This is a genomic window from Corynebacterium sp. HMSC062A03 (assembly GCF_001811145.1).
GTDB lineage: Bacteria > Actinomycetota > Actinomycetes > Mycobacteriales > Mycobacteriaceae > Corynebacterium > Corynebacterium aurimucosum.
This window is the reverse complement of the sequence record NZ_KV803645.1, coordinates 51751-76974: the sequence shown is the minus strand read 5'-3', so window position 1 is coordinate 76974 and position 25224 is coordinate 51751. Positions and strand designations below refer to the sequence as shown.

Genomic DNA, 25224 nt, shown 5'->3' with positions numbered 1-25224 from the left:
GAGTAGAAGAATTGACGGACACCACTAACCATGACCACGCACAGCAGCGCCAGCTGCAGCCTGACACACCCATCGAAGAAGTCAGCCTCGAGCGCATAGCGGAAATCTTTGAGTCAGAAGGCTTGGAATACCGCATCGAAGAGCAGAAGACTCAAGACGGCCAAACGGTCAACCTCTTGCGCACCGGCTTCTCCAACGCCGCCATCGCCTTCCAGCTCGTTGGCTCCTCTCTCATCGTCGATTCCGTATGGCGCGGCTCTGTCCCCGCCTCCGAAGGCCCTGCGTTGCTCATGCACATCAACGCATGGAACCAGGACCACTTCACGCCGACGTTCCGCTTCTTCGAAGCGCCAGACAACGCTTTGGCGGTCTCTGGTGCACGCGATCTGGACGTGACCCATGGTGCATCCCGCAACCAGCTCGGCGCGTTCGTCATGTCCACCCTGGATGCTGTGTTGCAATCCTTCGAGTGGATGGAACAGCAGTACCCGCAGCTTGTCACCTGGAAGGAGCACAACCATGACTAATCCGACAACGCCTACCGCCGAGGATCCGCACGCACTGCCGGAGGTCACCCTTGACCGCATTATCGAGGCAATGAAGACCTTCGACATCGAACTCGAGCCGGTCACCGGTCGCGACGACGCCGCGACCGCTAATCTCAACGGTCTGCCGTGCATGTTCGCCGTCCTGGAGAGCGTTGCTATCGTGCGCTGCGATGTTCCGACGGACGTCAACTATGCCAAGGCAGACGCAGGTCTTTTCTTGGCCGCTAACCAGATCAACTCCGTGGCTATGGGGGCACGCGCCGTCATTGCTGACTTCGATGGCATGCTGCTCGTACGCACCGAGGCTGACATTCCTTGCGCGGCCGGAATGACCGATGAACAACTCGCGGCCGCACTGCGCGCCTCTGTGGACGGCGTCATCAACGCCCAGAACGCCATGGTCGCCGCTGCCGAAGAAATGGCCAAGCTCGGTTCCGAGTCAGCCGCGCAGGCGGGCGAGGGGGCCGAGGGCGCTCAGGGTGAGCAGCAGTGACCGATCTCCACGTGGTTGAGCCGGTCACCATCGACCGGTTGGCGCAGTTGTGCGAGCTTATCGCCGCCGACTATGCACTCATCGAGGCAACCCCAGAGCCAGAAGACGACGCTGACACTGGCGCCGACAGTGCCGATTCCGCGCGCCGCGTGCTGCAGACCGGTGTCCCCCATATCGCAGTGCACTGTGAGCTCGACGCTGAAGGCGAGGTACTCAGTGCCTTCGCCTCGTGGGAGGGCACTCTTCCAGCACTCCTCGAACCGGAGGTAGCCGCCGTGGTGGCGGAGCTGAACTGGGCCAGCGTTGCGCCCACCCTGAACTTCCTCGTAGAAGAGGATGCGAAGGGTAACGCGGAGATCCACCTAGGCGCCAACCGCGCCATGGGCGTGGGCGAAGGCCTCTCCTTGGCTCAGCTCGGCCATTTCCTGCTGAGTTCACTGGCCAGCTTCGCTGAGATCTTCGACGTCGTGGCACAGCGCTTCCCGCAGGCTGTCACCTGGGATAAGGAGGAGCAAGCATGAGCCAGGACCCACATCAGAACCAGAATGCATCCGGCAGTTCCGATCCTTTCGACATTCTCTCCGGGTCACCGCTGGCCGCCGTCGGCCGGGACCGCGTGTTGAGCGTGCTCAACGGCGCCGAGCTGGATATGGCAGCCACCGCGCACCCAGAAGATGCGACAACCGCAGTTGCCCGCCTCAACGACCTTGACTGGGTCATCACCGTGGAAGAGGGCCTCGTGCGCATCGAGAGCGTGCTGTCCACACAGCTCAATGCGGAGATGCTCCCCATCTTCCATGTGCTCTGCAACGAGTTCAATTCCGGTGCTTTCGATGGGCGCGCGCTCGTTGGTTTAGCTGAGGATGAGGTTGAGCTGCGCGGTGATGCGTGCTTCGTCACCACCGCTGGTCTGAACGAGGACCAGCTCTTTCACGCGCTCAACCTCGGCATCATCAACGCGCAAGAAGCGCTGCTGTCTGTTCTGGATGCGTTTAACGCCGCCGCCCGCGAGCTGGCCAGCGACGTCGATGGCACAGAGAGCGACTAGCTCTTAGTCAGCGTCCTTAATACGCTGGCGCTCGACTTCCGGATCAAAGTCGGGCGCCGGCCATTCCAGATCTAGGTGGCGCAGGAGATCCACGATGAGAAACTTCAGCGCCATCCGGGCATACTTCTTGTTATCGGTAGGAATGACGTACCAGGGCGCGTAGTTTTCATCCGTGCGCTGAATAGCATCCTCGTAGGCCGACATGTACTCATCCCAATAGGCGCGCTCCTCCACATCAGCCGGGTCGTATTTCCAGAACTTATCCTCCCGCTCCGTGCGCTCCAGCAGATTCTCCTTCTGGGCTTCCTTGGACAAGTGAAGGAAGATTTTGATGACCTTGACTCCCCTGGCCGTTAATTCCAGCTCATAGTCACGGATGGCCTCGATGCGCCGATCCACCTCTTCTTCATCCACCCACTCGTGCACGCGCTGAATGAGGACATCCTCGTAGTGGGAGCGGTCGAAGGCCACGATTTGTCCCGGCTGCGGGTCGTGTTTGCGGATGCGCCACAGGAAGTCATGCTCTAGCTCCTCTTCGGTGGGTTTACCGAAGCCGACGGTCGTGGTTCCTTGCGGGTCGAAGGTGCTCAACACGTGGCGGATAGCACCACCCTTGCCCGAGGTATCCATGCCCTGCAGGACGATGAGCACCGCCGGGGCGTCCTCACCGTAGCTGCGGCCGTTGGCAAAAAGCCGCTCCTGCAGCTCATAGAGCTCATCGTCATACTTGGAGAAGCGGGCGTCGAGCGCCGCTTTATCGCCGTCGAAGCCAGGCGTTGCCGAGGCATCAACCGAGTCAATCTGAAAATTTTTGCCAGCTCGCAGGGCGAGCGCGTCCTCAATCTTGAATTTCGCCATGGACTCCACCATACCGAGACGCTGTTTAAGCACCCAGAGTAAAAAGGCCTCGCAGCAATGCGCTGAGCGCTCCTAGGCTGGCCAGCCACAGTGATAGCTTATGGGCCTTGTCCCGAGAGACGCGCCCAGCAATCTTCTTTCCTAAGAGAATGCCAACGCACATTCCAATTGCCCCGCAGGGCCACACCAGCCAGTGCAAACCGTCAAAGCCGCCGGAGCCCAGGAAGTACTTCGTGAGAACCGAAGACAATCCACCGATGACAAAGCAGGGTTGCAGGGTCGGCGCGAGAACCTCCTTGGGCCACCGCGCGGCCTGGGCATAGACCGTGATGACCGGGCCGGCCACGCCGGCCAGGGTATTGGTGAACCCGCCCAAAATACCCGCGGAGATGGCCGGGCCCGTGCCACTCATCTCCGGGACGAACTTGCGCCCAAAGACCACCACGGCCAGCGCAATCAATAAGGCGGCACCAACCAGAACCAACAACGCCGCAGTATCAATACGGGCGATGAGCAGCGCCGCCGGAATTGAGCCGAGGACCATGAAAGGACCGATGCGCAGCCACTTTCCCCAGTCCACATTCTCACGCATCGAATAGGTCGTGAGGATGGCATTGAGGCAGGCCAAGACGTTGATGACCATGATGCCTTCGACGGGGCCGAGGAAAAGCGTCAGGATGGGCCCACCAATGAGGCCCAGGCCCATGCCGGAGACTCGCTGCAAGCACGAGCCAGCGATGACGGTAAGGAGGACAACGAGGGGTATTGCCAGTACAGACATATCCCTTTAGCCTCGGTAGCGTTCCATCACTGCGGCAGCCACATGATCCGGGAACATACCCGTAACATCACCGCCGTACTGCGCCACCTGCTTGCACAGCGAAGAAGAGATATATCCGTATTTCTCATCCGTGAGCAAAAAGACGGTATCGATTCCGGAAAGGCGCCGGTTCATCTGCGCCATCGGCAGCTCATATTCATAATCCAAGGAGGAGCGCAAGCCCTTCACAATCGTGTCTATGCCATGGGCGCTGGTGTAATCCACCAACAATCCGCCCCACCAGTCCACCTCGATCTCCGGGGAAACGGTACGGCGAATAAGGTCCACGCGCTCCTCCATGCTAAACAGCCCAGAAGGCTTGTCGGGGTTTCCCGTCACCAGCACCGTGACCTTGTCAAAAAGCTCGCTGGCACGATTAAAAACGTCGACGTGCCCCAGCGTGATGGGATCGAAAGAACCGGGGCATACGGCGTGAGTCGGCATGGCTAGTCCTCCTGGGTTCCGGTGGTATCGATCTTCGAGCTATCCGCACTGCGGTGATAGATCGCCATATCAAAACGCGCGATGCCAAAGGTCCGCTTCTTAAGCTTCTGACCGGTGGGCTCAAAGCCATCTGGCCACTGTGTGTACGGCGAGTCCACGTGGCGCTCGATGACAACTATCGCGGCATCATCCAGCACCGGCTCGATGGCGGCGAGAAGACCATCAACATCATCGAACTCATAGGGCGGATCCGCGAGCACCATGTCGAAGTAGCCGCGCGGTGCGGTGGCAAGGTATGACGAGGCTTTCATTTCTCGTACTTCCACGCGCGGGTGCTTCACCACCCCAATATTGTGGCGAATGACTTTCACGGCCGCGGCATTATTCTCCACGAGGACGACTTCCTCAGCGCCACGGCTAGCTGCCTCAAGGCCTAAGGCGCCGGAACCAGCAAAGAGATCCAACACGCGAGAATCAATAAACCCCCAGCGCACATTCAACGATGAGAAAAGGCCCTCGCGGGCACGGTCGGACGTGGGCCTCGTCCCAGCTTCGGGCACCTTGATGGTGCGCCCGCGGGCTTCTCCGGCGATGATTCTGGTCATGGCTTCTACCCTATCTCCCCTCAGTTTCCCGCGGTGACAAGCCTAGTTTTTCTCCAAAAATCCCTGTTCATCTGCGCTTAGGTTGTGCGTCAGTTCCTCCGCTAATTCAGGGTTACGCTCGACCAACGCGGCGGCATCAGCATGCGTGCGCTCGACGATGTCCCGGTCATTGATGAGGTCCAGCAACTTCAGCGTGCGCTTCGTACCGGATTGCAGTGTTCCCAAGATATCGCCTTCGTGGCGTTGCTGTAGGTCGAGCTCAGCTAGGTCAAAACCAGATGGCGTATCCGCGATAGCTTTGATACGCCGGAAAGACTTGCTATTAGGCTCAGCCGTCGTGTGCAGCAGGCACACCGATTCATTGCCGCCGCGTCCCACGCGCCCGCGCAACTGGTGCAGCTGCGAGACTCCAAAGTTCTCCGATTCCCGGATCAGCATGACGGTGGCATTGGGAACATCGACGCCGACTTCAATGACCGTGGTGGCCACGAGGACATCAATCTCCCCGCGCGCGAAGCTCTCCATTACTTGGTCCTTATCGGGCATTTTGCCGTGGAGCATCTCCACTCGCAATCCGCGCAAGGGAAGGTTGCGCAGTTGGACCGACATGGTTTCCACACCGCCCTCTCCTTCAATCCGCGGGCAGACGATATAAGCCTGGTGACCCTTGCCTACCTCTTCACGGATGCGCTCGATGGCGCGGCGTACCCACTCCGGCTTCCATTCGGGAACCACCGCGGACAAGATAGGTTTGCGTCCACCGGGCAGCTCCTTGAGCGTCGATACCGCTAGATCACCGAACACCGTCATGGCAATCGTGCGCGGGATAGGTGTCGCAGTCATCACCAACAGGTGCGGGCTGGTTCCCTCCCGAGTTTTGGTGCGCAGGCTATCGCGCTGTTCGACGCCAAAGCGGTGCTGCTCATCCACGATGACGAGGCCCAAATCGAAGAATTCAACGCTGTCCTGGATGATGGCGTGGGTGCCAATCACGATATCGGCCTCGCCAGAGACAATCTCCAACAAAGCTTTGCGTTTCTGCGCCGTCTTCATCGAACCCGTTAGGACCGTGACGGTGACACCTTCGGGAACGCTGGCGCTAATCGACGCCCCATGCTGCGCCGCCAGTACCTCCGTCGGGGCAAGCAGTGCAGCTTGTTTTCCAGCATCAACCGCCTGCAACATGGCACAGGTGGCAACGAGCGTTTTGCCTGAACCGACCTCACCTTGCAACAGCCGCATCATGGGCGCGGTGCCACACAGATCTGCGTCGATCTCGCCGATGACACGTCGTTGACCGTCAGTCAGCGCGAAGGGTAGCTCGCTGAGCAGCTCATCGCGGTAACCTTCCAGAATTGCCGGCATCGGGGTTGCCGTGCGCGCCTTGACATCGCGCTGACGCAAGGCCATAACTAGGCCCACCGATAGGGCCTCGTTGTACTTGAGGCGCTGGATAGCGCGCTCCGGGCCACTATCACCCGGTTCGTGGATCTCGCGCACGGCTTGATCCAGCGTCACCATCATCCGATAGTCCAGCGGCTCCGGGATCGGAGGGGTGTGCTCGAGCACTTTATGGATAGCGCCCATGATGTACCACGACGTCACCTTTCCGCTAGCCGGGTACACGGGAATCCATTCGCGCTGCAGGAAGGTCTCCAGCGAGCCGAACTGGGAGAGCTTCTTCAGCGAACCTGTCCCCTGCCCAGTAGTGCTATCCAGCAGGGACTCCTGATAGCGGCCGGGGTCGAGGATGAGAAAATCGGGGTGCTGCAAGCTGGGGTATCCCCGGAAGTATTTCAGCTTGCCGGAGAGCATGACGCGCATGCCGCGCCCCAGCACGCGCTGCACGTAGTGCGCATTGAAAAAGGAGGCCTGGACTCCGCTATCCATGTAGAGGATAAACACCATGGCTTTAGAGGTGTGCTTGACGCGGAGTTCTTCGATGACGCCAGTGATGGTGACGTGATCACCATCCTCAGCACCGCCGAGGCCCACGTCCTTATTGTGGCGGATGTAGTCGCGCGGATAGTGGCTGAGCAGCTCCCCGCACGTGGTGTATCCGAAGGCGCGCTTGAAAGCCGCGGCATCCTTCTTTGCCAAGATATCCGTCAGTGCGCGGTCATCCTGCCAGCCCAGCATGGTCTACTCCACCCCAATCTCAGTGCGCAGTCCAGGCACGTGCAGAACCACGACATCAACCCCCAACTCTCGGGCTAACTCGTCTTCCTCTAGCTCAAGGCCAGTCAGCACCGTGATCTGCTCGCCGCCATAGCCCAGCTGAGTACGACATGCCGCTAGAATCCCAGCCACGTTTTCTCTATCTGGGTAGGCTACCCGCATGGAACGGGCAGCGTCCTTCATCGCGGCGAGCACGTCGTCGGTGTGCGCGGAACTCGGCGCATAAACCGAGAGCGCCGCCAGCCCGGCTACCAGGGAATCGGTCGGAATGACAGTAGCCTTGCCCGGGTCACCACCGCAGCCATTGGGCAAGAAAAGATCTCCCTCCCCGGCGCTTTGCAGTTCTTCGCCGGGCTTGACGACGTCCGCCCCCGCCTTCTCAAAAAGCTCCCGCGCTGCCTCTTCAGGCACCGCGGCAAAGATACGCCGCTGTGCTCCCCCGCCACCACCAGAATCTTGGCAGCTGGCCGCCTGACCCGTCTGCGGTAGCGCTTCGAGCCGCAGGTTGCTGACCTTTCCCAGGGAATAGGCCTTTTCGATCACGGTCCCCGCCTCAGCGCTATGGATGTGCACGCTGGCGGAGGTTTCCGTCGCCCGTGCAATGACGAGACTATTGCCCAGCTGAGCCAAGGTCTCTTCGATGTCGCCCAGGTTGCCCTCAAAGAAGAAGATGGTTTCGATCTCTGCGAGCTCTTCTCCTGCCTGTGGCTCCCGCACGGCAGGCTCCTCGGAGTGAAGTAGCACCGACTCCGTCAGGGGTTGGCTGGCGGGATCGTGCCCTGTGACCTGAGTGAGCAAGCACTCGAGCAAAATTACGAAGCCGGTTCCACCGGCATCCACAACGCCGGCTTCGCGCAGGGCCGATAGCTGCGAGGGGGTCTCAGCAAGGGCCTTCCGTGCGGCCTCGACCGCTGCGAGCAAGATGCCGTGAAGCTCGGCCCCAGGCTGCTCGGCAGCCTGATTGGCGGCGATGGCCGCGGCTCGCAACACGGTAATAATCGTTCCTTCCACCGGTGCGGCAAGCGCGCGGTCCACCAAAGTGACAGCCAAGGTCAAAGCATCGGCGAGTACCGCACCGTCCACGCGCGAATCCGTCGTGGCATCGGCAACCCCCCGCAGCACTTGGGAGAGCACCATCCCCGAATTGCCGCGGGCACCGCGCACTGAGCCGATGGCCAGGGCTTCGGCCACGTCCACCTCGCCCTTATTGGCCTCCGCCAATGCGGACTCCATGGTGTGCGCCATGTTGGATCCCGTGTCGGAATCGGGCACTGGGAAAACGTTGAGGGCATTGATCTCGGCGCGGCGGCGCTGCAGCTCCTCCACGGTTCGGGCGGCCCACTCGTGGAGGCCACGAGCATCCAACTCAGCGGGATATGACATGCTGGCTAGTCTACAAGCGCCAGTCCACCGCGGGGACGCCACGGGCCTCTAAAGCCGCATTGGCCCGGGAAAAGGGACGCGACCCGAAGAATCCACGCCGCGCTGACAGCGGCGAAGGATGCGGGGAGGTAATGCACTCTGTACCGGGCAGGAAAGCTTGGCAGGCTTGGGCATCGCGGCCCCATAGAATGGCCACGATATCGCGCCCCGCCAGTGCTCTGATAGCGGCCTCGGTAATCGCTTCCCACCCGAGCCTGCGGTGTGAACCGGCCTGGCCCGGGGCCACGGTAAGCACTCGGTTGAGCAGCAGCACTCCTTGCTCAAACCAGGCCCGTAGATCACCATCAGCGCGGCCGGGGATGCCGAGGTCGTCGCCAAGCTCGGCGTAGATATTCTTCAACGAACGCGGGGCCGGCACGCCCGATCGCGTGGAGAAGGACAAACCCATGGCATGCCCCGGCGTGGGATAGGGGTCCTGGCCCACGATGAGCACCCGCACGTCCTCGAGCGGCATAGACAGGGCGGCGAATACATTCTCGGCGGGCGGCAGGAACTCTGCGCCAATCTCGCGCTCAATGCGTGGAAGGTTTTCCTCCAGTGCCTGCCGGATGTAAGGCATCCACGAGTAGTGAATGTGAGAGGTATCAATGTGGCTCACGCGAATCCCTCCCAGCCCTCGCTATAGCGCGGCTCCTCTCCGTCAATGGTCACGCCGCTACCGCGCATCACCCGACCAATTTCCCGGAAACCGGAGGGAGGGGCCTTGTACGTGGTAGCCAACAGCGTGTGGTCCTCGCCGCCGGTTAAGACCCATTCCCAAGGATCGATATCGAGCACCGCGCCGGCGGCAGCCAGCAGCGGGTCAGGGGCAATCGCTCCACGGTCAAGGTCGATGTGCACCCCGGAACGCCCAGCTAAGTGTCCTATATCGCGCACGAGGCCATCCGAGTTATCCGTCATCGAGGTCGAACCGGTTGCCCGCGCGATGACACCACGCCCCGGGGTGAGGGAGGGAGCGCAGTGGACGTCGACCAAAGGCCAGAATTCTTCTAACTCCGGCGGCAATGCGCGGCCATAGCGTTGCAACAGCGCCAGGCCCGCCCCGGAATACCCAATCTTGCCGTGTGCTACCAACTTCTGGCCCGCCCGGGCACCATCCAGAGTCAGCGCTGCACCACTTCCACCCAGGGAGCCTAACGCCGTGACGTTGATGACCAAGCTCTCACTGCGGGTCAGATCTCCGCCTACGAGCTCCGCGTTATATACCGCGCAGCGCTCAGCGATACCCTGCGCAATCCCCCGCACGAAGTCCACCGAGGTATCTCCCGGGGCGGCAATCGCCAGCAATGCCGCTGTAGGGCGCGCGCCCATTGCCTCAATATCCGCGAAGTTGCGCACGATGGCTTTCTGCCCAATCTCCGCGGCGGTGGACCAGTCCCGCCGGAAGTGCCGACCTTCCACCATCATGTCTGTCGCGGCCACCGTGCGCGAATTAGGTGCTGCCGGGTAGAGCACTGCCGCATCGTCGCCGTTGAGCGCGCTCGGGGCTGCAGTGACAATCTCATGGATAACGTGCCGTTCACCGGCTTGATCGAGGGTATGGGACAAACCCACCGTCACGGACTCCTTTTCCTTGCGCGGGCTACACGCCACTCGTGCGCGCCGTCCACGTTCGTTCTTCTCGGGCTATCAGCGATAGGATAAGCCCCTATGGATACCCAATTTAACCGCACCGCTATTTACATCTCACTCGGGATCTCCATCGCGATGGTCTTCGCGGTGATTTTTGGTGCCAAATACGTATTCACCAGCGCCGCGCAACAGCCAGTGGCGCTGCCTCCCACTCCCTCTGAGGCAGCGGACTCCCCCGAGTGTGCCGCTGTCGTCGATGCGCTGCCGGACAAGCTCATGGGTTACCCGCGCGTCGACTTGGTCGATCCTGCCCCGGCGGGCGCCGCCGCGTGGGCAAAGAACTCGGAGGACAAAGTAACGCTGCGCTGTGGTGTTGACCTGCCGCAGCAGTTTACCGACTACTCCCACACCGTCGAGTCCGACGGCGAATCGTGGCTACAGGTCCTCGACGCCACCCCCGGCTCCACCCTCACGACGTGGTACAGCACCAAGCACACCCCCGCCATCGCGGTGACAACCTCCTCGGAGGAGGCCCACGATGACGCTCCAGAGGGGCTAGAAGCAGCCTTCAAGCAACTAGAAAAAAAGGCACAGAAGGCCAACCCAGCGCCGCTATCGCAGCTCAAGGCTGGACCGGATTCCATGTGTCCCGCTCTAGAAGAGGCCCTGCCGGAAACACTTGCAGAGGGCTATACGCGCCGCGCGGATGTGGGAGATAAGAACACCTGGGTTTATAGCGCACCGGGTCAGGAAGAGATTGTCGTGCGCTGCGGCGTGGCCTCTCCGGAGAACTACCGAGCAGGTGTTCAGCTCCAGCAGGTCAACGACGTCCCGTGGTTCGAAGACACCACGCTGGCGGAGGGCACCACGGCCGGCACATGGTTCGCGCTCGGCCGGGCGGAGGACCTCGCGTTGTCTGCCCCACAGGATGCTGCGAATTCCGCGCTGGTGCGGCTTAGCGACGCCCTCGTGGCAGCCACTCCCTCCCAGTAGGTGTGAGAGGCGCGGCCTACATCGTCACCCTAGAAACGCGCGAGGGCCGTCTGAATAAGGGTGTCGAGCAGCTCGGCATAACCTACCCCTTCCGCAGCAAAGACCTGCGGGTACATAGAAATCGGGGTGAAGCCGGGGAAGGTATTCACTTCGTTGATGCAGTAGGAATCATCACTGACGAAGAAATCCACGCGCGATAGGCCCGAGGCACCCAGCGCCCGGAAAGCCTCAATAGCGCGCTGACGAAGTTCGGCGGTCAGCTCCTCACTCAACGGAGCAGGAATTGCTGCCGAGACGCCCTCGTCGATGTACTTGGCATCGAAATCATAAAAGCCTTCCTCAGACTCCGTGGTGCCCAAGAGCTTGGCGGGGACAGAGGCCTGGAGGCTGCCGTCGGGGCGTTCAAGAACTCCCACCTCCACCTCGGCGCCGCTGATTTCTGGTTCGATGAGGACCTTGTCATCGGATTCATAGGCCAGGGTTAGTGCTGCTTCAAGGTCTTCCCATGCGGAGACCTTGGACACACCGATGGAGGATCCGCCCCGCGCCGGCTTCACAAAGACGGGCAGGCCAAGGCGTTCCTTTTGGGCGTCATTAAGCGTGGCTTCCCCTGTGAGTACTTCTTGCGGCGCTACCGGAAGGCCTTCCGCGACCAGAAGCTTCTTGGTGAACTCCTTGTCCATTCCCACAGCCGAAGCCAATACGCCTGCGCCGACGTAGGGAATCCCGGAAAGTTCAAAGAGGCCCTGCACTGTGCCGTCTTCCCCATAGGGGCCGTGCAGAACTGGGACGATGACATCGACCTCTGTGTAGTGCTCGTGGCGGGTGACATTGTGGATGCGCCCACGCGTGGCAGGGTTGAGGGACAACGCCAGCTCATCGTGCAGTTCTACTTCGGGCAGCCGCCCGTCAACAATGTCGAGTCCCGCGCGGTTGCCCTGCGTCCAGGTGCCTTCCCGCGTGATGCCAATGGGCACGACTTCATACTTTTCCGGATCAAGGTGCTCCATGATTGCGCCGGCGGAAATGCACGACACCGAATGCTCGGAGCTGCGACCGCCGTACACAACGGCAACGCGCACAGGTTTCGCTTCAGTCATACCGAGCAACTTTACTCGGCTTTACTCAGCTTTCTTGGTGCGACCCATCAGAGCAACAATCATGTCGTCGACAGTCACCCCGCGGTGGCACACACCGTAGACCGCTTGGGTAATCGGCATCTCTACGTCTGCGCGCTGCGCCAACCTAAAGATGGAATCAGATGAGATAACGCCTTCCGCAACCTGCCCGTTGGTGGCGGCAGTTGCTTCCTCCAGCGTGCCACCCTGGCCGAGGCGATACCCAAAGGTGCGGTTACGCGACAACGTCGAACTGCACGTCGCCACGAGGTCTCCCATGCCTGCAAGACCAGAGAAGGTGAACGGGTCCGCTCCCAGCTTCACTCCTAGGCGAGTAATCTCCGCGAGCCCGCGCGTGATGATGGTGGCCATGGTGTTGTTGCCTAACCCCTTACCCGCCGCCATGCCGCAGGCAAGTGCAATCACGTTTTTGCAGGCGCCGCCGATCTCCGCGCCGATGACATCGGTGTTGGTATAGGGCCGAAAATACGGTGCTGCGGCGGCATGTTGCACGGCCTCGGCACGGGCAGCATCGCTGCAGGCAATCACCGTGGCTGCTGGTTGCTCCTGGGCCACCTCCTTGGCTAGGTTGGGCCCAGAGAGGACCGCGATACGGTCGGAGGAGACACCAGCGGCGTCTGCGATAACTTCGCTCATTAGGTTGAGTGTGGCCTTCTCCACGCCTTTAGAGATCGACACCAAGGTCGCGTCCTCAGGCAAGAGTGGCGCCCACTTTTCCAGGTTTCCGCGCAGCGTCTGGGAGGGAACGCCGAAGATCACAATATCCGCGGCCTGCAGCGTTGTTGCCGGCTCTGTGGAGGCCTTAATCGACTCAGGAAGCGGGAGTTCTGGGAGGTAATCCGGATTCTCGTGGCGCGTGTTGATGGCATTCGCCAATTCCTCGCGGCGCGCCCACAAGCGGACGTCGTTGCCGGCGTCAGCAAAGACTTTTGCCAGCGTGGTTCCCCACGAGCCTGCCCCCATTACTGCCACGTTTGCCATGTGCCACCTCACTCTAGATTCCTCTGCATTGGCTTTTCCCATTAAAGCACGCCTGGCATTCCTGCACGCTCGGCGCGTAAGGCTGCATCGCGACGGCGAGTGGAGGAAGATAGAGAAGGTTGAAAGCTACCGGCGCAAAAGGAGCAGCATGCCCAAGGCAAAGAACATGCACGAGACGGACAAAGACATTCGCTCGGAAGTCTTCATTTCCGGACGCCACCAGGAGATCCCCGTCGATCCGGCAGAAGAATTCAAGCGCACGACGCTTGCCGCCGGCGCGGTTCTCTGGCGTGGCGACCCGCACGATCCGGAGGTTGCACTTATCCACCGCCCCCACTATGACGATTGGTCGCTGCCCAAGGGCAAGGTCGATCCGGGCGAATCGCTCCCCGCGACCGCCGCGCGCGAGATCTTCGAGGAAACCGGTTACTCCGTGCGCCTAGGCAAGCTCATCGGCAAGGTGGCCTACCCGGTGCAAGGCCGCACGAAGGTGGTCTACTACTGGCTGGCCCGTGTACTCGACGGTGAGTACACCCCGAATGAAGAGACCGATGAGCTGCGTTGGATGAAGATCGACGAGGCCAGCTCATTACTCTCCTACGACGTTGATGCCCAGGTGCTAGGCAAGGCACACAAGCGCCTGCGCCTTGCGCCTACGACCCGCGTTCTTTATGTTCGCCATGCACGCGCACACCAGCGCCGCTCGTGGGAAGGCGATGATGACCTGCGCCCGCTGGATAAAAAGGGGCGCCGCCAAGCGGAGATGCTCGTACCGATGCTCACGCCATTTCATCCGACCGCCATTTATAGCGCTCCGCCGCAGCGTTGCCAGCACACCGCTGCCCCGCTGGCCGATGAACTCGGCATGGACATCGCCGTGAATAAAGCATTCGGCGATGATGTCTTTGCTGAATCTCCCGACGACGCACGCGCCGCCTTCCAGCGCGTGGTCGACGGCGGCGGTGTTCCGGTTATCGTCAGCCAAGGGCTGACCATCCCCGGCATCATCGAGTCCTACGCGCCGAAGTTCCTTAAAAAGTCGATCGATGAGCTCAAGTTCAAGAAGGCTTCGGTATGGGTTCTTTCCTTCAACGACGGTGAGCTTACCGGGGCGGACTACTTGGCTAGCCCGCTTCCTGTGCGCTAAGTACGGCATCGCCGCCGTCTCTCAGGAACTTCAGTGCTGCCCTGCTGTCTTATTCCCACCGCGCTGCAGGGCGGCGCTGCATAGCGCGAGTGAAAAGGACCATCCCGAGCGCCCAGATCGGATAGGCGGCAAGGAAGCCGACTATGGGAATAAAGACAAGCAAGCTCGCGATGAGGGAGCAGACCAAGATAAAGAGCAGCGACTGCCCTAGATTCTCCATGACCAGGTTGAGGGCCTCTCGGAAGCAGTCCATGAGAGGCTTATCAGGGTTATCCGCCTTAATCACGGGCGCTGGCCACAGGAGCGCAAAGAGAATCAGACCAGGGAAGCCGCCCGCAATAGATCCGAGCATTACCAAAGTAAAGAAGCAGGCATAGACGCCGGCGCAACCACTCAGCTGGGCAAACCTAAAGTAGTCGCGGAAGGTGACCTGCTCCCCATCAGCGATCTTCCGGGAACCATTAAAGAGGTTCGCCATTAGCCAGAAAAGATAAGCGAAGGCGACTAGCCCCATGACAACTATGAGAGGGATCCCGACGGTAGGCACCAAAGGCTCAATGTCCGTGCCGTTTTCTTCCATTACTGCGAAGATGCCGCCTACAGCGGTACTCGGAACAAGAAGAAGAGCAAAAGTGATGATGAAATGCACCAGCATGGCCAACATCCCTGGCACAGGCTGCTTCAGGTAGCCCTTGAATGATTGGCCCACAATATCCATGGCGTCGATGGGTTGGGCGGGCGCCCCGCCTGGTGGATTTCCAGCCCAGGCGCCAGGCTGGCGCTCACCGTAGCTGCTGGACTGCTGATAACCGTAGTTCCCTGGCTGTTGATAGCCATACCCCGAAGTGTTGTGATAGCCATACCCGCCATACCCGCCTGCGCCGCCGAACTGATTGCCTCTGTCTCCGCTAAAGCTTTGATAAGGATTGCTCATGCCGAGGATGTTAACGGCGCTATGTGCACCGCGCCACAGGAGGCGGGGAATGCTCCCACACCTTTATTGCTCACGTTAAGATGCTACGACGCGGGGCTTGAACGCGGGGCGCGTGGATTCGAAAGCCTCGATATCGGCCTCATTGCGCAGGGTCAGACCGATATCATCGAGCCCCTCCATAAGGCGCCAGCGAGTGTAATCATCGATCTCAAAGGTGTAGCTGTTGCCGCCGACGGTAACCGTGCGCGCTTCCAAATCGACGGTGGTTTCGGTCTCGCCGGCCTCCAACTGTTTCCAGATGAGCTCGATGTCTTCTTGTTCCATGAGCCCCGTCAGCAGGCCAGCCTTTCCGGAATTGCCGCGGAAGATATCGGCGAAACGGGAGGAAAATACCGCCTTGAATCCATACTCGGCAAGCGCCCATACTGCGTGCTCACGAGAGGATCCGGTACCAAAGTCCGGCCCCGCGAAAAGCACAGAGCCTTCCCTGAACGGTTCCTGATTGAGAATAAAGTTGTGATCGCTGCGCCAGTTAGAAAACAGTCCGTCGGCAAAGCCGGTGCGTTTAACGGACTTCAGGTAGCGCGCCGGAATAATCTGGTCAGTATCCACATTGGATACTCGCAGCGGAACGCCGATGCCAGTGTGAGTTACGAACTTCTCCATTGTCTTCTCCCTTTCCTTAGGCGCCGGCTACGGCGGCATCGTCGATATCTGCTGGTGCGGCCAAGTGGCCCAGGACTGCTGTCGCTGCCGCAACGGCCGGGGAGACCAAGTGGGTGCGGCCACCGGGGCCCTGGCGGCCCTCAAAGTTGCGGTTGCTTGTCGACGCCGACCTCTCCCCCGGCTTCAACTGGTCCGGGTTCATGCCCAGGCACATCGAGCAACCAGCGGTTCGCCATTCAGCACCAAAATCGGTGAAAATCTTATCCAAGCCTTCTTCCTCCGCTTGTGCCTTGACCACGGCCGATGACGGAACCACCATCATGCGGGTATCAGCCGCGATACTGCGCCCTTTGACTACCTCAGCGGCTGCGCGCAGGTCTTCGATGCGAGCGTTCGTGCAGGATCCCAGGAAGACAGTGTCGATCTGGATATCGCGAAGCGGCGTGCCAGGCTCCAGGTCCATGTACGCCAAGGCCTTCTCGACTGCAGCCTTCTCACCGTCGTCACCGCACTCCTCCGGGTTGGGCACCACAGCGCTCAGCGGCAGGCCCTGTCCCGGGTTCGTGCCCCAAGTGACAAACGGGGTGAGGGCAGAGCCGTCGATCTCCACGACGGTATCGAACTCGGCGCCTTCGTCAGTCGGCAGCGTCTTCCAGTAGTCAACCGCTGCGTCCCAGTCTTCGCCCTGCGGGGCGAACTCGCGGCCCTTGACGTACTCAAAGGTGGTTTCATCCGGAGCCACCATACCCGCGCGGGCACCAGCCTCGATGGACATGTTACAGATCGTCATGCGCGCTTCCATCGACATTTTGCGAATGGCCTCGCCGCGGTACTCGATAATGTGGCCCTGGCCGCCGCCAGTGCCAATCTTGGCGATGATAGCCAGAATCAAGTCCTTGGCCGAAACACCTTCCGCCAGCTCTCCGCTAACCTCGATAGCCATGGTCTTGAAAGGCTTGAGCGAAAGCGTCTGGGTGGCCATGACGTGCTCAACCTCGGAGGTACCGATGCCCATGGCGATGGAGCCGAAGGCGCCATGCGTCGAGGTGTGCGAGTCACCACACACAATGGTCATGCCAGGCTGGGTAATTCCCAGCTGGGGGCCTACGGTGTGAACGATGCCTTGCTGAGCATCACCCATCGAATGCAGGCGCACACCGAACTCTTCACAGTTCTTGCGCAGGGTAGATACCTGCGTGCGGGAGACCTCATCTTTAATTTCTAAAAGGTTGCCGGTCTTAATTCCGACGGTGGGCACGTTATGGTCTTCAGTGGCCAAGTGCAGCTCAGGGTGACGCATAGTGCGACCGGCCAAGCGAAGACCGTCGAAAGCCTGGGGGCTGGTAACTTCGTGCAGGAGCTGAAAGTCAATGTAGATAAGATCGGGCTCGCCGCCCTCGCCCTTGCGCACAACGTGGTCGCGCCATACCTTCTCTGCGAGTGTCAGTTTCTCAGTCATGTATCTCTCCACTTGAAATCTCAATTAATGGGACGTAGATTTCATTATATGGGAGAGTATAGCGCAGTATCAGGAATTAAGGTATTGGATCGCGCAGTAGCCATCATGATGGCCGCAACCAACCAACCTTCTACGCTCAACGAGCTTTGTGAGACCACCGGACTGCCTCGGGCAACAGCCCACCGTCTCGCCACGGCGCTCGAGGCGCACCGAATCCTCACCCGCACCCCCGATGGAAAGTGGGGCGCTGGGCCGGCCCTACCCGGCAACCGTGATCGCATAATCGAAACCGCCGGCCCCATTATGGAGGAGCTTCTCGACGCCACCGGTGAGTCCGTCCAGCTTTACGAACTCTCCGGCACCACGCGCACGTGCATCGCCACGCGTGAGCCGGAAATCGGGCTCCACAACGTGGTGCCCGTAGGCCGCCAGCTTCCGCTCACCTCCGGTTCCGCCGCCCGCGTCTTCGCCGCCTTTGCAGATGTCCATGTTCCTGATGCCATCTTTAGCGAGCACGACGTCGAGCTCGCGCGCATCAACGGCTACTCCGAATCAATCGAAGAGCGCGAGTCAGACCTCGCCTCCGTTTCCGCCCCCGTCTTCGACGGCGCAGGAAACTTCATCGCCGTCCTTTCCGTCTCCGGTTCTGCCGAACGCTTCCGTCCTTCCCCGGCGGACAAGTTTGCAGATGTCCTGGTTAGCGCATCCAACCGCCTAAGTGCCGCTCTCTCCAATGGCACGCCACACGACGGCCACCGCTAAGAACTGGGCACTTAGCGCACTGCAATGCAGTGGAGCCTAAAGCCTCGGGGCTGCGTTCCTAAATACTGAGACCGAAATACATCGCAAGGCCGCGCAGCCCTTCAGGTCCCGCGCTACTCGTCGAGGACAATGCCTCACCTTTTTCTTGGGCCACCCGAACTGGATTTCCTGGCTCCCGGTTGGGGCGGCGCGGTACCCAACCCTGGTGCGGCAGGCGCGCTAGTTCATCCGCATGAGGCATGCGCGCATAGTTTGAGAAAGTAACTGTCCGACCACCCCGGTTAGCCTGGGTAATCCCCTGGTAAATGCCCACAACGCCCGGCTGCCCTGGGACGGACACTGCTCCACCGCTATCCCCTGGAGCCAGCGACACGTCGGCCGCATAGTTCATGCCAGGAAAGAGGCCTGGCCCCTTCACCGCGGTGCCGCACTGACGCGACGCAGCCTGCCCGTCGAAGCACACAGTTGAGCCTTCACCAGGCACCGGCGCCATGCCATCCCCGGTGAGCGGGTTGCCTGCCGAATAGCTTCCACCGGCGAATTGAATATACGCCAAGTCATGCCCCGCGGCCCCTGAGGGCGTGAACCAACGCAACGTTCCTAGGTGCTGGCCTGCTTCGTTATACACTTGTTCGCCATTTAAGCCACAGTGCGCCGAAGTCCACGCCCGATTAGCTTCGACGTAACCCACAGTGCACAACGCACCATCAGAAGCCACGATCTTTTGCCCTTGCCGAACCGGCACCCCCTCGGCAGCGGTTGCGGGGGCAGCGAGAGCAAAGGCCAGCGAGCACGCGCCAGCCATGAATGCAAAGCCTGGTAAGACACGGGAAAAGCGAAGTTGCGGAGACCTTTTCATCATCACCTTACTCTAGCCTGGGCTACGCCAATTCACCCTTGACGCTCCGCGTTCAGCTCCGGCGATACCCCCACCTACCCCCACTATTGAGAGCGTATTGGAAACGCGCTTTACCAACGATGACAGCTACTGAAAATGGAGTGAAAATTCCCGACTTTCAAGGAGAAACCATGCTCCACACCATCTATGACGAGCACACCCACGTCCACGGCGAAGGCTGCGAGCACGTCGCTATTCCCCATGGCGACCACGTGGACTGCCTGCACGATGGTCACCGCCACGCGGCACATGACGGCCACAGGGATTGCCACTAAGAGCAACCCCCGATTCTGTTTATTGAGCTGCCCAATCTGAGTGCACGTCACCGTAATTGGGCAGCTTTCCCCGTTTTTCCCAGCGCATAACCACATATCTCGTTAGGGTGGGCTTTATGACTTCCACGCGTGCCCACCGTCCCATCGCAGCTTTTGCAGCAATAATCACCGCTGGTGTTCTAACGGTCGGATGCTCCACGTCATCCGAGATGGCAGCGCCGTCGAGGACGGACGCGGCATCGGGTGAGCCAACGTTTGAGAACACTTACCCGGCATTTCAGCCGCTTAACGATGACGCTGAGCTTCACGTTCCGAACGCTGCCGACGAGGCAGCCCCTGACGCCCCTGAACCAACCTTGCCGGACAACGCAGGCAACCAGCCAGCGGACCAGCCTCAACAGCCGGACACTCAGGCGCAGGGTGTGCGAGGAGCCCAACCAGCCACAGGCCAACACCAGACCGCTCAGGCCACACAGATGGCCACCTACAACAGCCTTTCCGGACAGCTTCCCCAAGGCGACGCCAACGGCGTATCAGTCAACGTTCACGGCACGCCCGCCACTGTGTGCCAGATGGGCGACGGCTATAACATCGCTTTCGTCATGGCCGGTGCGAACACCAGTTGCGATTTCGCCCGTTCCACGGCAGGCCGTTTGATGACTTTGGCACCAAGCTCTAAAGACGACCTCCGGTCCTTCATCCCTGGACAGGTCACCGTCAACAGCTCGGTCACTAAGCAGAATTACTCGCTGACGTGCACTATCGATGAGCACGAAGTAATTCGTTGCACAGGCGGCAATAACGCTGAAGTCTTGATTGTTTAAACTTACTATCAAAGAAAATAAAGAAGGCGGCGAGCTTCGATGCTTGCCGCCTTCTTTATTTGTACCCCGTACGGGATTTGAACCCGTGTTACCGGCGTGAGAGGCCGGCGTCCTAGGCCGCTAGACGAACGGGGCTCGTTTAGCTGTCCGTTGCGGACTTGCTAAACACTATAGGATCGGCAAAAGAATGCACAAATCGGCAGCTAATAGAACTTTTATCAAAGAGAAAATCCCGAACCTCGTTGCCGCTTTTGGCTGCGATGAAATCATTGACTCTCAGGGCCTGGGCGCGGATCGAATCAGTGGTTATTCCGCTGGCGTGCCGATGGCAGCTGGGGCCGGAGCACTCGTTAGTCATCGCTAGAGGTTCGGGAGGACACGTGCGCTAACAGCATGTGGTGCAAGGCTCCTACTTCGCTCGAGTGTTGGCTTTAAGAAGTTGTGGATTACGGCGATGCCGCCTCGTATTATCTGCTAGAGTCGCGTCGGCGATAGTGATGATTATCAGCTTCCGCCATCCGCTCTCCTTTCTGTCGGGAATGCCTTATACCTGCAGTGTATGACCGCTAAAGGCATAGCGGAAGGAATTAGACCAATTAGCCACTGGTATACCCCCTGGTAGCTTTCCCAAGTCTGCTTGCACTTGGACTTTTTACCTTCCGGTAAGGGGTACAACCACACCACTTAGCAAATACAGCAGCCCTCACCCCCTTACTTGCACCTTATGCAAATGATACACTTGCAATAGGTGCAAACAAAGGAGTTAGGTCATGAACGATGAGCTCAAAATCATTCAAAACGCCCAACAGCGGACCGCTTGGACTCAAAGCTGGTGGACAGTAGCAATTGTGGCGCTCGGCATCGGCAGCAGCCTCGCGCTGTCCAAGCTGTCTTGGTGGTACACCCTTGCCATCTTTATACCGACCTTGATTTTTGGATTTCTCCTCAAAGACAAGATTGCGAATCCCTTCGTGCGGCCCAATCCAAACAGGGGGCCAAGCAACGACCGCGCGACGTGGTCACGCGTATGCCTCCCCCTCGCCATGATCATGTCAACTACACCGACCCCCGACACGTGGCCGTGGATGATCGCTTGCGGAGTCATAGTTACTGGCGCGACAGCCTGGATGCTCTACGAGAACAGCAACGCCGCCGTAAAGGGCATCAATGTCTAGGCAAACATCTCACCAGACCCCTGAGCTGGACCCAGTCATCCACCCCATCAATCGGCTCAAGATCTGCGCCATGCTCTTCTCCGCCGGCGCCACCGACGGTCGGCAAATGAAGTACAGCACGCTCGCCGAGTTGACCGAGCTCCCCGCCGATACACTTTCCAAGCAGTTAAAGCACCTCGAAGACCGCGGCTATATTAGCCGCACCCGGGAATACGGCTCCACACGCGCCAAGGACACCGTGTGGGTCACACTTACCACAGCTGGCACCCACGCCTATATTCGTCACGTCGAAGCCCTCAAAGCTATGACTAAGGGCCTTTAACTGTCAGATGCGAGTTTTTGGTACCCCGGTGTTCTGGGGACTCGGTACTGTCGTGTCCCGGGTAGTTGGTACCGGGCCGAGGGGTGCGTCGGCCCGGACCGTTAGTCTTAGTCGTCTGGGGTGGTGGGGGCGGTGGCTTTGCGCATGTCGAAGTCTCCGATATGGATTCGGTGGCCGTTGTTGAGGCGGCTTACGAGTGAATCGGCTCCGACTCTGTCTGGCAGTGTTTCAACCCAGTAGGCGGCGGCTGATTGGGAGGAGATCAGTGTTGGGAGCCGACCGTCGCGGTCGAATATGATCTTGGTTAGGTCTTCTTGCCCGCGCTGGTTGATGCTGATGGTCATAAAGTCTTGATCTGCAGGCTTTTCACCAGTTTTGGCTGGTTCGGTACTTGAGTCTGCGACGGCTGTATGACCTCGCATTAGACCCCGCCACCTCACCGGCGCCCCTATCTCCAGACTCCACTCTAGATACTGACAGGAAAGATCTAAATGAACATCCCCATTGCATTACTATTTAGTTTTTGCGCAATAGCATTTTCGAAACCCTAGATTGAAGAATAGCTGAACACGGTCCATCCAGAATTGAGTCGGAAAAGGCTGCAACCTGCCTTGCTAGCGCCTATCGCGATCCTAGTTGCTTCTGATACTCAAGGTAGCGTCACCAAATCGACATTGTGCGACTTTCGGCAAGCTCCAGCCCCTTCTTTAGGTCCTTGTCCTTGTTTATTCTAAATCGTTTCAATTCTCCTGTTGTCCCGTAATCGGGATGCCACTTACCGTAAAAGAGTTTCACGAGGCGCCACTCGTGCCTTCATTCGACCATCGGATTATCTGGACCGGGGCCGTATCTCCGCGCTCCCATTTCTTAGGGAGCACAAAACAAACACTGTGCCTTGCCCTAGTGACTGCGACATAGAATTTCGAGATTGTAGCGTGAGACTTGAGGATAGTCCCGTCGGCCAGAAACTTCCTCATCCCAGCAGTCGGAAAGATCAAGACATGATCAAAAGTCAGACCTTTACAGTCACCGAAGTTATTGAAAGATAATTTGTCATTCCATTCTTTCCCGGTAGTGACGTTGTAGCGAAGTCCACGCGGAGAGATCGCCCTACAGTAATCAGGGATCTGAGACTCCTCAATACGAAAGATTCCTACGTGGCCGTCATTCGTCTCGTCCTGCCCGCTCACCGCATCCTCAAACCCAAGCTCAGGCGGAAATAACGCATTAGAAAGTCGAACGATATCTTCGTGACAGCGCCGATTGGTTAAGTCGAATTCAAGCCGGAGACTTCCCAGGTCTTGCATTTCTTCGAACCATTTCAGTTTATTCAGTTTTCCGTACTGAGAGTTCTTTCTGTCTGAAACAGTTGTCTCAAAAACGGTCTGACGAATGTCCCCTACCATAAATACTTCGATCCGTGACTCTAAAAGCATTTGCAAGATTTCAAGATCATTGCCAGCAAGGTCTTGCACCTCGTCAAAGACGATTGTTCGAAAGATTCGTTCTAATCGTTTGATAGGCTCTCGGTCATCTTCATCACAGATCTTTCGTGAAAGTAACGCCATACGATCGCTTGTAATCTCTCCGGAGTCGTTGAAATAGTATCCCTCGCCCCTACCAAACTTTACAGTGGGGTCATTCAGGCGCATCCCGTTGTAAACCCTAGTAGGGAAGACGTCGCACAAAAACGGCTTCAGAAAGTGATCCGCCAAAAACTTAAACCAACCAATAACCTCAAATTCCGCACCAGGATTTTCTTTAAGGAGCCGCTGCTTCAGCTCGTCCTGACCATTCTGGGTAAAAGTAACGAATAGCGTGCCCTCTGGTTGGTCTTTATATCGCTGAACAATAGTTTCAGTCTTTCCGGAACCTGCAACCGCGATCAAAGCCTGGTTGTTCATCAATTTTGTTCCACGTTCAATGTTTCGACAGCGTCTTGGATGTACGCTGGAATATGCCAAAGGCTATGGTCGAGATTTCTCAACTGGAGTGCAGCGTTTGCCTTTTCCTTGATTGCCCATTCCGCAAAATCAGTTTCAGACTCTAAGTTGAGCGCGCTGAGCAAGTCTTTCATATTAGTTTGGTTAGCGGTCGCTATTTGATTTTCCAGAGTCCTCCCATCTTTAAAATTGCCGACAAATAACCGGCTACTGCCGATTGAATCTTTGTATGCTTCCTCCCAATGACCGTCAGGCTTTCCGTCATTGTCACGAATAGCGATCACCGGCTTGTCAAGAAGCTTAGCTAGCTCGAGCCATCGCCTATGCTTGGTGCCCTCCATTGAAATAATGTCCAGACCAAGTTCCTCTGACAGTTTCCCGTATCTGCGCCTAATGGCTTCTTCTACAATCAGCAGATCGCTAATACCCTCGACTAAAATTACTTGGTCACCTAGGATTAGACGCAGGGTGTCAAAGTTGGGAAGCTTCTGAAAAAATTTGACGTCATCGTCTGGCAACTCATTAAATCTGCCAGTGTTCCCTTCACCCATTAAAATGAGGGAATCGATTCCCAGGCGGTTCAAGACGAATGAACTATGCGTCGTCACAATCAGCTGTTGATTCTGTCCGAGCTCTGCAATCCTCGCAAGCAGGGCGCGAAGCTTTGTATGCGATAGATGATTCTCTGGTTCTTCAATCAGAATGGTCTTGGCCTTGTCTTGTCTTTGAAGAAGCGCAACCTCAACCTTTGCGACGGACTGTGCCCCTTGCCCGGCATAATCAAACGGAAGCCCAGCAATCGATGGTGCTACACCGTTTTGCCACTGAATGAAATTGCTCGGGTCAATCTGCACGCCAAACTGCTGAGGAGCAGACTTTGTTTCATCCATTATCTGATCATTAACGCTTGCTAGAGCGTCGCCAGCAGTCTCACTAAATGCCGCCCTCAAATTAACCGACAGACTTGCTCCAACTGTATCCGGGATGTTGTCTGCCAGCAGCTCTCGTGTAAAGCGATCGATTCCTCGTCCATAGAGATTGGATTTTGCATCGATCAAAGCAAAATCCACTCCTTTAGGACGCCGAGGTAGTCTCTCCGGAGCAGCGAAAGATCGCCAATGAACATCAAAGTATTCGATCGGCAGCAATCGCTCGAGGTTGCGCCCTTTCTTTGAGGTCTCATTTCGATTGCGCCATTCATCAATGAAAGTCTGATATTCAGCCCGAAATTCATCACTGAGCTTCACTTCGAATGCTAGACCACGCTCGGTCGCTTTTTGGCTATTCAGTTTGCCCTCAAGTCGAGATAAGTCAGGGTCTTCAATTACTTTGTCTAAAATAAGCTCAATAGATATCTCGGGTACCGGAAGGTACTTGCCTTCAGCAACCTCGGAAAAGTAGTGGTCCACAGTCGCCTGGTTAAACCAATATGGCGACTTCGCTTCGTCCGGCCACTGACCACGAAATCGTCCACTTAAAGCCAGGCCGATCGCTTCTAGCAGTGTGGATTTACCAGATCCGTTAGCACCTACGATGACATTAAAGTCTCGATTGAAGCGCGTTCTAAAATCGCGCAAAGCCTTAAAATTCTTAACTCGCACTTCTTTGATCATCTCTAGCCCACTCTGTCACGAATCAATTGATGTCTGCGAATCGAAAGAAAAATGGAATAAAGGTGCCTAAGAACAGCCAAACTG

General features: G+C 58.3%; 27 protein-coding genes, 1 tRNA gene and 1 pseudogene. 11 read left to right on the top strand and 18 right to left on the bottom strand.

Annotated elements, in window-relative coordinates; genetic code table 11:
* The first annotated feature begins 11 nt into the window (after positions 1 to 11).
* From HMPREF2781_RS00365 to HMPREF2781_RS00350, 4 genes are read left to right on the top strand one after another with little or no spacing between them, the layout of a single operon-like run.
* Positions 12 to 527: a YbjN domain-containing protein gene (locus HMPREF2781_RS00365; RefSeq protein WP_070444958.1), complete on the top strand. Its 516-nt coding sequence runs from the start codon at positions 12 to 14 to the stop codon at positions 525 to 527.
* Positions 520 to 1041 (top strand): YbjN domain-containing protein, encoded by a 522-nt coding sequence (locus tag HMPREF2781_RS00360; RefSeq protein ID WP_070444961.1) that lies wholly within the window; start codon positions 520 to 522, stop codon positions 1039 to 1041. Before HMPREF2781_RS00365 ends, HMPREF2781_RS00360 begins: the two co-directional genes overlap by 8 nt.
* Complete coding sequence (locus HMPREF2781_RS00355) at positions 1038 to 1562, top strand: hypothetical protein (protein WP_070643419.1); 525 nt, start codon at positions 1038 to 1040, stop codon at positions 1560 to 1562. Before HMPREF2781_RS00360 ends, HMPREF2781_RS00355 begins: the two co-directional genes overlap by 4 nt.
* A complete protein-coding gene (locus HMPREF2781_RS00350) occupies positions 1559 to 2089 on the top strand; it encodes a hypothetical protein (protein ID WP_070444967.1) in 531 nt (176 codons plus the stop codon). The genes HMPREF2781_RS00355 and HMPREF2781_RS00350 overlap by 4 nt, the downstream gene beginning before the upstream one ends.
* Positions 2090 to 2092: 3 nt before the next feature.
* Here the strand turns inward: HMPREF2781_RS00350 and HMPREF2781_RS00345 are convergent, their stop codons facing one another.
* Genes HMPREF2781_RS00345 through HMPREF2781_RS00310 form a run of 8 tightly spaced genes read right to left on the bottom strand, consistent with a single transcriptional unit; the run spans position 2093 to position 9997 of the window.
* Positions 2093 to 2947, bottom strand: coding sequence for a PPK2 family polyphosphate kinase (locus HMPREF2781_RS00345; RefSeq protein WP_201828279.1), 855 nt, complete (start codon positions 2945 to 2947; stop codon positions 2093 to 2095).
* 25 nt (positions 2948 to 2972) lie between these two features.
* Complete coding sequence (locus tag HMPREF2781_RS00340) at positions 2973 to 3728, bottom strand: sulfite exporter TauE/SafE family protein (protein WP_070643417.1); 756 nt, start codon at positions 3726 to 3728, stop codon at positions 2973 to 2975.
* 6 nt (positions 3729 to 3734) lie between these two features.
* A complete protein-coding gene (coaD, locus tag HMPREF2781_RS00335) occupies positions 3735 to 4211 on the bottom strand; it encodes a pantetheine-phosphate adenylyltransferase (RefSeq protein WP_070643414.1) in 477 nt (158 codons plus the stop codon).
* A 2-nt stretch (positions 4212 to 4213) separates the two neighbouring features.
* The gene (gene rsmD / locus HMPREF2781_RS00330; RefSeq protein ID WP_070643412.1) at positions 4214 to 4816 is read right to left on the bottom strand and encodes a 16S rRNA (guanine(966)-N(2))-methyltransferase RsmD; all 603 of its coding nucleotides are present in this window, start codon (positions 4814 to 4816) and stop codon (positions 4214 to 4216) included.
* Between the two features lie 42 nt (positions 4817 to 4858).
* Positions 4859 to 6955, bottom strand: coding sequence for an ATP-dependent DNA helicase RecG (locus tag HMPREF2781_RS00325; protein WP_070643409.1), 2097 nt, complete (start codon positions 6953 to 6955; stop codon positions 4859 to 4861).
* Between the two features lie 3 nt (positions 6956 to 6958).
* Entirely contained in the window at positions 6959 to 8377 is a 1419-nt protein-coding gene (locus HMPREF2781_RS00320; RefSeq protein WP_070643406.1) for a DAK2 domain-containing protein, read from the bottom strand.
* Positions 8378 to 8387: 10 nt separating this feature from the next.
* Positions 8388 to 8996 (bottom strand): uracil-DNA glycosylase, encoded by a 609-nt coding sequence (locus HMPREF2781_RS00315; protein ID WP_201829587.1) that lies wholly within the window; start codon positions 8994 to 8996, stop codon positions 8388 to 8390.
* A 35-nt stretch (positions 8997 to 9031) separates the two neighbouring features.
* On the bottom strand, positions 9032 to 9997 hold the full coding sequence (locus tag HMPREF2781_RS00310; protein ID WP_141750558.1) for a thiamine-phosphate kinase: 966 nt from the start codon (positions 9995 to 9997) through the stop codon (positions 9032 to 9034).
* Positions 9998 to 10087: 90 nt separating this feature from the next.
* Here HMPREF2781_RS00310 and HMPREF2781_RS00305 point away from each other — a divergent pair, with 90 nt between their 5' ends.
* Positions 10088 to 11002 (top strand): DUF3515 domain-containing protein, encoded by a 915-nt coding sequence (locus HMPREF2781_RS00305; protein ID WP_070643399.1) that lies wholly within the window; start codon positions 10088 to 10090, stop codon positions 11000 to 11002.
* A gap of 29 nt (positions 11003 to 11031) precedes the next feature.
* On the opposite strand, the gene HMPREF2781_RS00300 is transcribed toward HMPREF2781_RS00305, so the two are convergent.
* On the bottom strand, positions 11032 to 12102 hold the full coding sequence (locus HMPREF2781_RS00300) for a D-alanine--D-alanine ligase family protein (protein ID WP_070444997.1): 1071 nt from the start codon (positions 12100 to 12102) through the stop codon (positions 11032 to 11034).
* A gap of 21 nt (positions 12103 to 12123) precedes the next feature.
* Positions 12124 to 13122 (bottom strand): NAD(P)H-dependent glycerol-3-phosphate dehydrogenase, encoded by a 999-nt coding sequence (locus tag HMPREF2781_RS00295; protein ID WP_070643396.1) that lies wholly within the window; start codon positions 13120 to 13122, stop codon positions 12124 to 12126.
* Between the two features lie 148 nt (positions 13123 to 13270).
* On the opposite strand from HMPREF2781_RS00295, the gene HMPREF2781_RS00290 reads away from it, so the two are divergent.
* Complete coding sequence (locus tag HMPREF2781_RS00290) at positions 13271 to 14269, top strand: NUDIX hydrolase (RefSeq protein WP_070643394.1); 999 nt, start codon at positions 13271 to 13273, stop codon at positions 14267 to 14269.
* 49 nt (positions 14270 to 14318) lie between these two features.
* On the opposite strand, the gene HMPREF2781_RS00285 is transcribed toward HMPREF2781_RS00290, so the two are convergent.
* The 3 genes from HMPREF2781_RS00285 to leuC form a co-directional block, all read right to left on the bottom strand.
* On the bottom strand, positions 14319 to 15203 hold the full coding sequence (locus HMPREF2781_RS00285) for an EI24 domain-containing protein (RefSeq protein ID WP_070643391.1): 885 nt from the start codon (positions 15201 to 15203) through the stop codon (positions 14319 to 14321).
* Between the two features lie 75 nt (positions 15204 to 15278).
* Positions 15279 to 15869: a 3-isopropylmalate dehydratase small subunit gene (gene leuD, locus HMPREF2781_RS00280; protein ID WP_070445009.1), complete on the bottom strand. Its 591-nt coding sequence runs from the start codon at positions 15867 to 15869 to the stop codon at positions 15279 to 15281.
* Positions 15870 to 15885: 16 nt separating this feature from the next.
* Positions 15886 to 17328, bottom strand: coding sequence for a 3-isopropylmalate dehydratase large subunit (gene leuC, locus HMPREF2781_RS00275; protein WP_070643389.1), 1443 nt, complete (start codon positions 17326 to 17328; stop codon positions 15886 to 15888).
* 48 nt (positions 17329 to 17376) lie between these two features.
* Between leuC and HMPREF2781_RS00270 the strand changes: the two genes are divergently transcribed.
* The gene (locus HMPREF2781_RS00270; RefSeq protein WP_070643386.1) at positions 17377 to 18090 is read left to right on the top strand and encodes an IclR family transcriptional regulator; all 714 of its coding nucleotides are present in this window, start codon (positions 17377 to 17379) and stop codon (positions 18088 to 18090) included.
* Between the two features lie 58 nt (positions 18091 to 18148).
* Here the strand turns inward: HMPREF2781_RS00270 and HMPREF2781_RS00265 are convergent, their stop codons facing one another.
* On the bottom strand, positions 18149 to 18895 hold the full coding sequence (locus HMPREF2781_RS00265; protein ID WP_246821742.1) for a S1 family peptidase: 747 nt from the start codon (positions 18893 to 18895) through the stop codon (positions 18149 to 18151).
* A gap of 224 nt (positions 18896 to 19119) precedes the next feature.
* Here HMPREF2781_RS00265 and HMPREF2781_RS12470 point away from each other — a divergent pair, with 224 nt between their 5' ends.
* Both HMPREF2781_RS12470 and HMPREF2781_RS00255 read left to right on the top strand, forming a co-directional pair.
* A complete protein-coding gene (locus HMPREF2781_RS12470) occupies positions 19120 to 19263 on the top strand; it encodes a hypothetical protein (protein WP_168163665.1) in 144 nt (47 codons plus the stop codon).
* Positions 19264 to 19379: 116 nt separating this feature from the next.
* Positions 19380 to 20087 carry a hypothetical protein gene (locus HMPREF2781_RS00255; RefSeq protein ID WP_246821741.1) on the top strand — a complete coding sequence of 236 codons (708 nt, stop codon included), beginning with the start codon at positions 19380 to 19382 and terminating at the stop codon, positions 20085 to 20087.
* A gap of 62 nt (positions 20088 to 20149) precedes the next feature.
* Here the strand turns inward: HMPREF2781_RS00255 and HMPREF2781_RS00250 are convergent.
* Positions 20150 to 20222, bottom strand: a tRNA-Glu gene (locus HMPREF2781_RS00250).
* A 635-nt stretch (positions 20223 to 20857) separates the two neighbouring features.
* Here HMPREF2781_RS00250 and HMPREF2781_RS00245 point away from each other — a divergent pair.
* Together HMPREF2781_RS00245 and HMPREF2781_RS00240 are read left to right on the top strand one after the other, a co-directional pair.
* On the top strand, positions 20858 to 21262 hold the full coding sequence (locus tag HMPREF2781_RS00245; RefSeq protein WP_070643379.1) for a hypothetical protein: 405 nt from the start codon (positions 20858 to 20860) through the stop codon (positions 21260 to 21262).
* A complete protein-coding gene (locus tag HMPREF2781_RS00240; protein ID WP_046648122.1) occupies positions 21255 to 21584 on the top strand; it encodes a transcriptional regulator in 330 nt (109 codons plus the stop codon). Before HMPREF2781_RS00245 ends, HMPREF2781_RS00240 begins: the two co-directional genes overlap by 8 nt.
* Before the next feature lie 107 nt (positions 21585 to 21691).
* On the opposite strand, the pseudogene HMPREF2781_RS00235 reads toward HMPREF2781_RS00240, so the two are convergent.
* The 3 genes and pseudogenes from HMPREF2781_RS00235 to HMPREF2781_RS00225 all read right to left on the bottom strand — a co-directional run.
* Positions 21692 to 21934, bottom strand: a pseudogene (locus HMPREF2781_RS00235) (ATP-binding protein); the annotation flags it as partial.
* 441 nt (positions 21935 to 22375) lie between these two features.
* On the bottom strand, positions 22376 to 23488 hold the full coding sequence (locus HMPREF2781_RS00230; RefSeq protein WP_070643376.1) for a UvrD-helicase domain-containing protein: 1113 nt from the start codon (positions 23486 to 23488) through the stop codon (positions 22376 to 22378).
* The gene (locus tag HMPREF2781_RS00225; protein WP_070643374.1) at positions 23488 to 25140 is read right to left on the bottom strand and encodes an ATP-dependent nuclease; all 1653 of its coding nucleotides are present in this window, start codon (positions 25138 to 25140) and stop codon (positions 23488 to 23490) included. The genes HMPREF2781_RS00230 and HMPREF2781_RS00225 overlap by 1 nt, the downstream gene beginning before the upstream one ends.
* Positions 25141 to 25224: the final 84 nt, after the last annotated feature.

Coding starts and splice junctions, on each gene's coding strand:
- HMPREF2781_RS00360 (WP_070444961.1), top strand. CDS start 520: ATGACTAATCCGACAACGCCTACCGCCGAGGATCCGCACGCACTGCCG.
- HMPREF2781_RS00350 (WP_070444967.1), top strand. CDS start 1,559: ATGAGCCAGGACCCACATCAGAACCAGAATGCATCCGGCAGTTCCGAT.
- HMPREF2781_RS00345 (WP_201828279.1), bottom strand. CDS start 2,947: ATGGCGAAATTCAAGATTGAGGACGCGCTCGCCCTGCGAGCTGGCAAA.
- HMPREF2781_RS00340 (WP_070643417.1), bottom strand. CDS start 3,728: ATGTCTGTACTGGCAATACCCCTCGTTGTCCTCCTTACCGTCATCGCT.
- coaD (WP_070643414.1), bottom strand. CDS start 4,211: ATGCCGACTCACGCCGTATGCCCCGGTTCTTTCGATCCCATCACGCTG.
- rsmD (WP_070643412.1), bottom strand. CDS start 4,816: ATGACCAGAATCATCGCCGGAGAAGCCCGCGGGCGCACCATCAAGGTG.
- HMPREF2781_RS00325 (WP_070643409.1), bottom strand. CDS start 6,955: ATGCTGGGCTGGCAGGATGACCGCGCACTGACGGATATCTTGGCAAAG.
- HMPREF2781_RS00320 (WP_070643406.1), bottom strand. CDS start 8,377: ATGTCATATCCCGCTGAGTTGGATGCTCGTGGCCTCCACGAGTGGGCC.
- HMPREF2781_RS00315 (WP_201829587.1), bottom strand. CDS start 8,996: ATGCCTTACATCCGGCAGGCACTGGAGGAAAACCTTCCACGCATTGAG.
- HMPREF2781_RS00305 (WP_070643399.1), top strand. CDS start 10,088: ATGGATACCCAATTTAACCGCACCGCTATTTACATCTCACTCGGGATC.
- HMPREF2781_RS00300 (WP_070444997.1), bottom strand. CDS start 12,102: ATGACTGAAGCGAAACCTGTGCGCGTTGCCGTTGTGTACGGCGGTCGC.
- HMPREF2781_RS00295 (WP_070643396.1), bottom strand. CDS start 13,122: ATGGCAAACGTGGCAGTAATGGGGGCAGGCTCGTGGGGAACCACGCTG.
- HMPREF2781_RS00290 (WP_070643394.1), top strand. CDS start 13,271: ATGCCCAAGGCAAAGAACATGCACGAGACGGACAAAGACATTCGCTCG.
- HMPREF2781_RS00285 (WP_070643391.1), bottom strand. CDS start 15,203: ATGAGCAATCCTTATCAAAGCTTTAGCGGAGACAGAGGCAATCAGTTC.
- leuD (WP_070445009.1), bottom strand. CDS start 15,869: ATGGAGAAGTTCGTAACTCACACTGGCATCGGCGTTCCGCTGCGAGTA.
- leuC (WP_070643389.1), bottom strand. CDS start 17,328: ATGACTGAGAAACTGACACTCGCAGAGAAGGTATGGCGCGACCACGTT.
- HMPREF2781_RS00270 (WP_070643386.1), top strand. CDS start 17,377: ATGGGAGAGTATAGCGCAGTATCAGGAATTAAGGTATTGGATCGCGCA.
- HMPREF2781_RS00265 (WP_246821742.1), bottom strand. CDS start 18,895: ATGGCTGGCGCGTGCTCGCTGGCCTTTGCTCTCGCTGCCCCCGCAACC.
- HMPREF2781_RS12470 (WP_168163665.1), top strand. CDS start 19,120: ATGCTCCACACCATCTATGACGAGCACACCCACGTCCACGGCGAAGGC.
- HMPREF2781_RS00255 (WP_246821741.1), top strand. CDS start 19,380: ATGACTTCCACGCGTGCCCACCGTCCCATCGCAGCTTTTGCAGCAATA.
- HMPREF2781_RS00245 (WP_070643379.1), top strand. CDS start 20,858: ATGAACGATGAGCTCAAAATCATTCAAAACGCCCAACAGCGGACCGCT.
- HMPREF2781_RS00240 (WP_046648122.1), top strand. CDS start 21,255: ATGTCTAGGCAAACATCTCACCAGACCCCTGAGCTGGACCCAGTCATC.
- HMPREF2781_RS00230 (WP_070643376.1), bottom strand. CDS start 23,488: ATGAACAACCAGGCTTTGATCGCGGTTGCAGGTTCCGGAAAGACTGAA.
- HMPREF2781_RS00225 (WP_070643374.1), bottom strand. CDS start 25,140: ATGATCAAAGAAGTGCGAGTTAAGAATTTTAAGGCTTTGCGCGATTTT.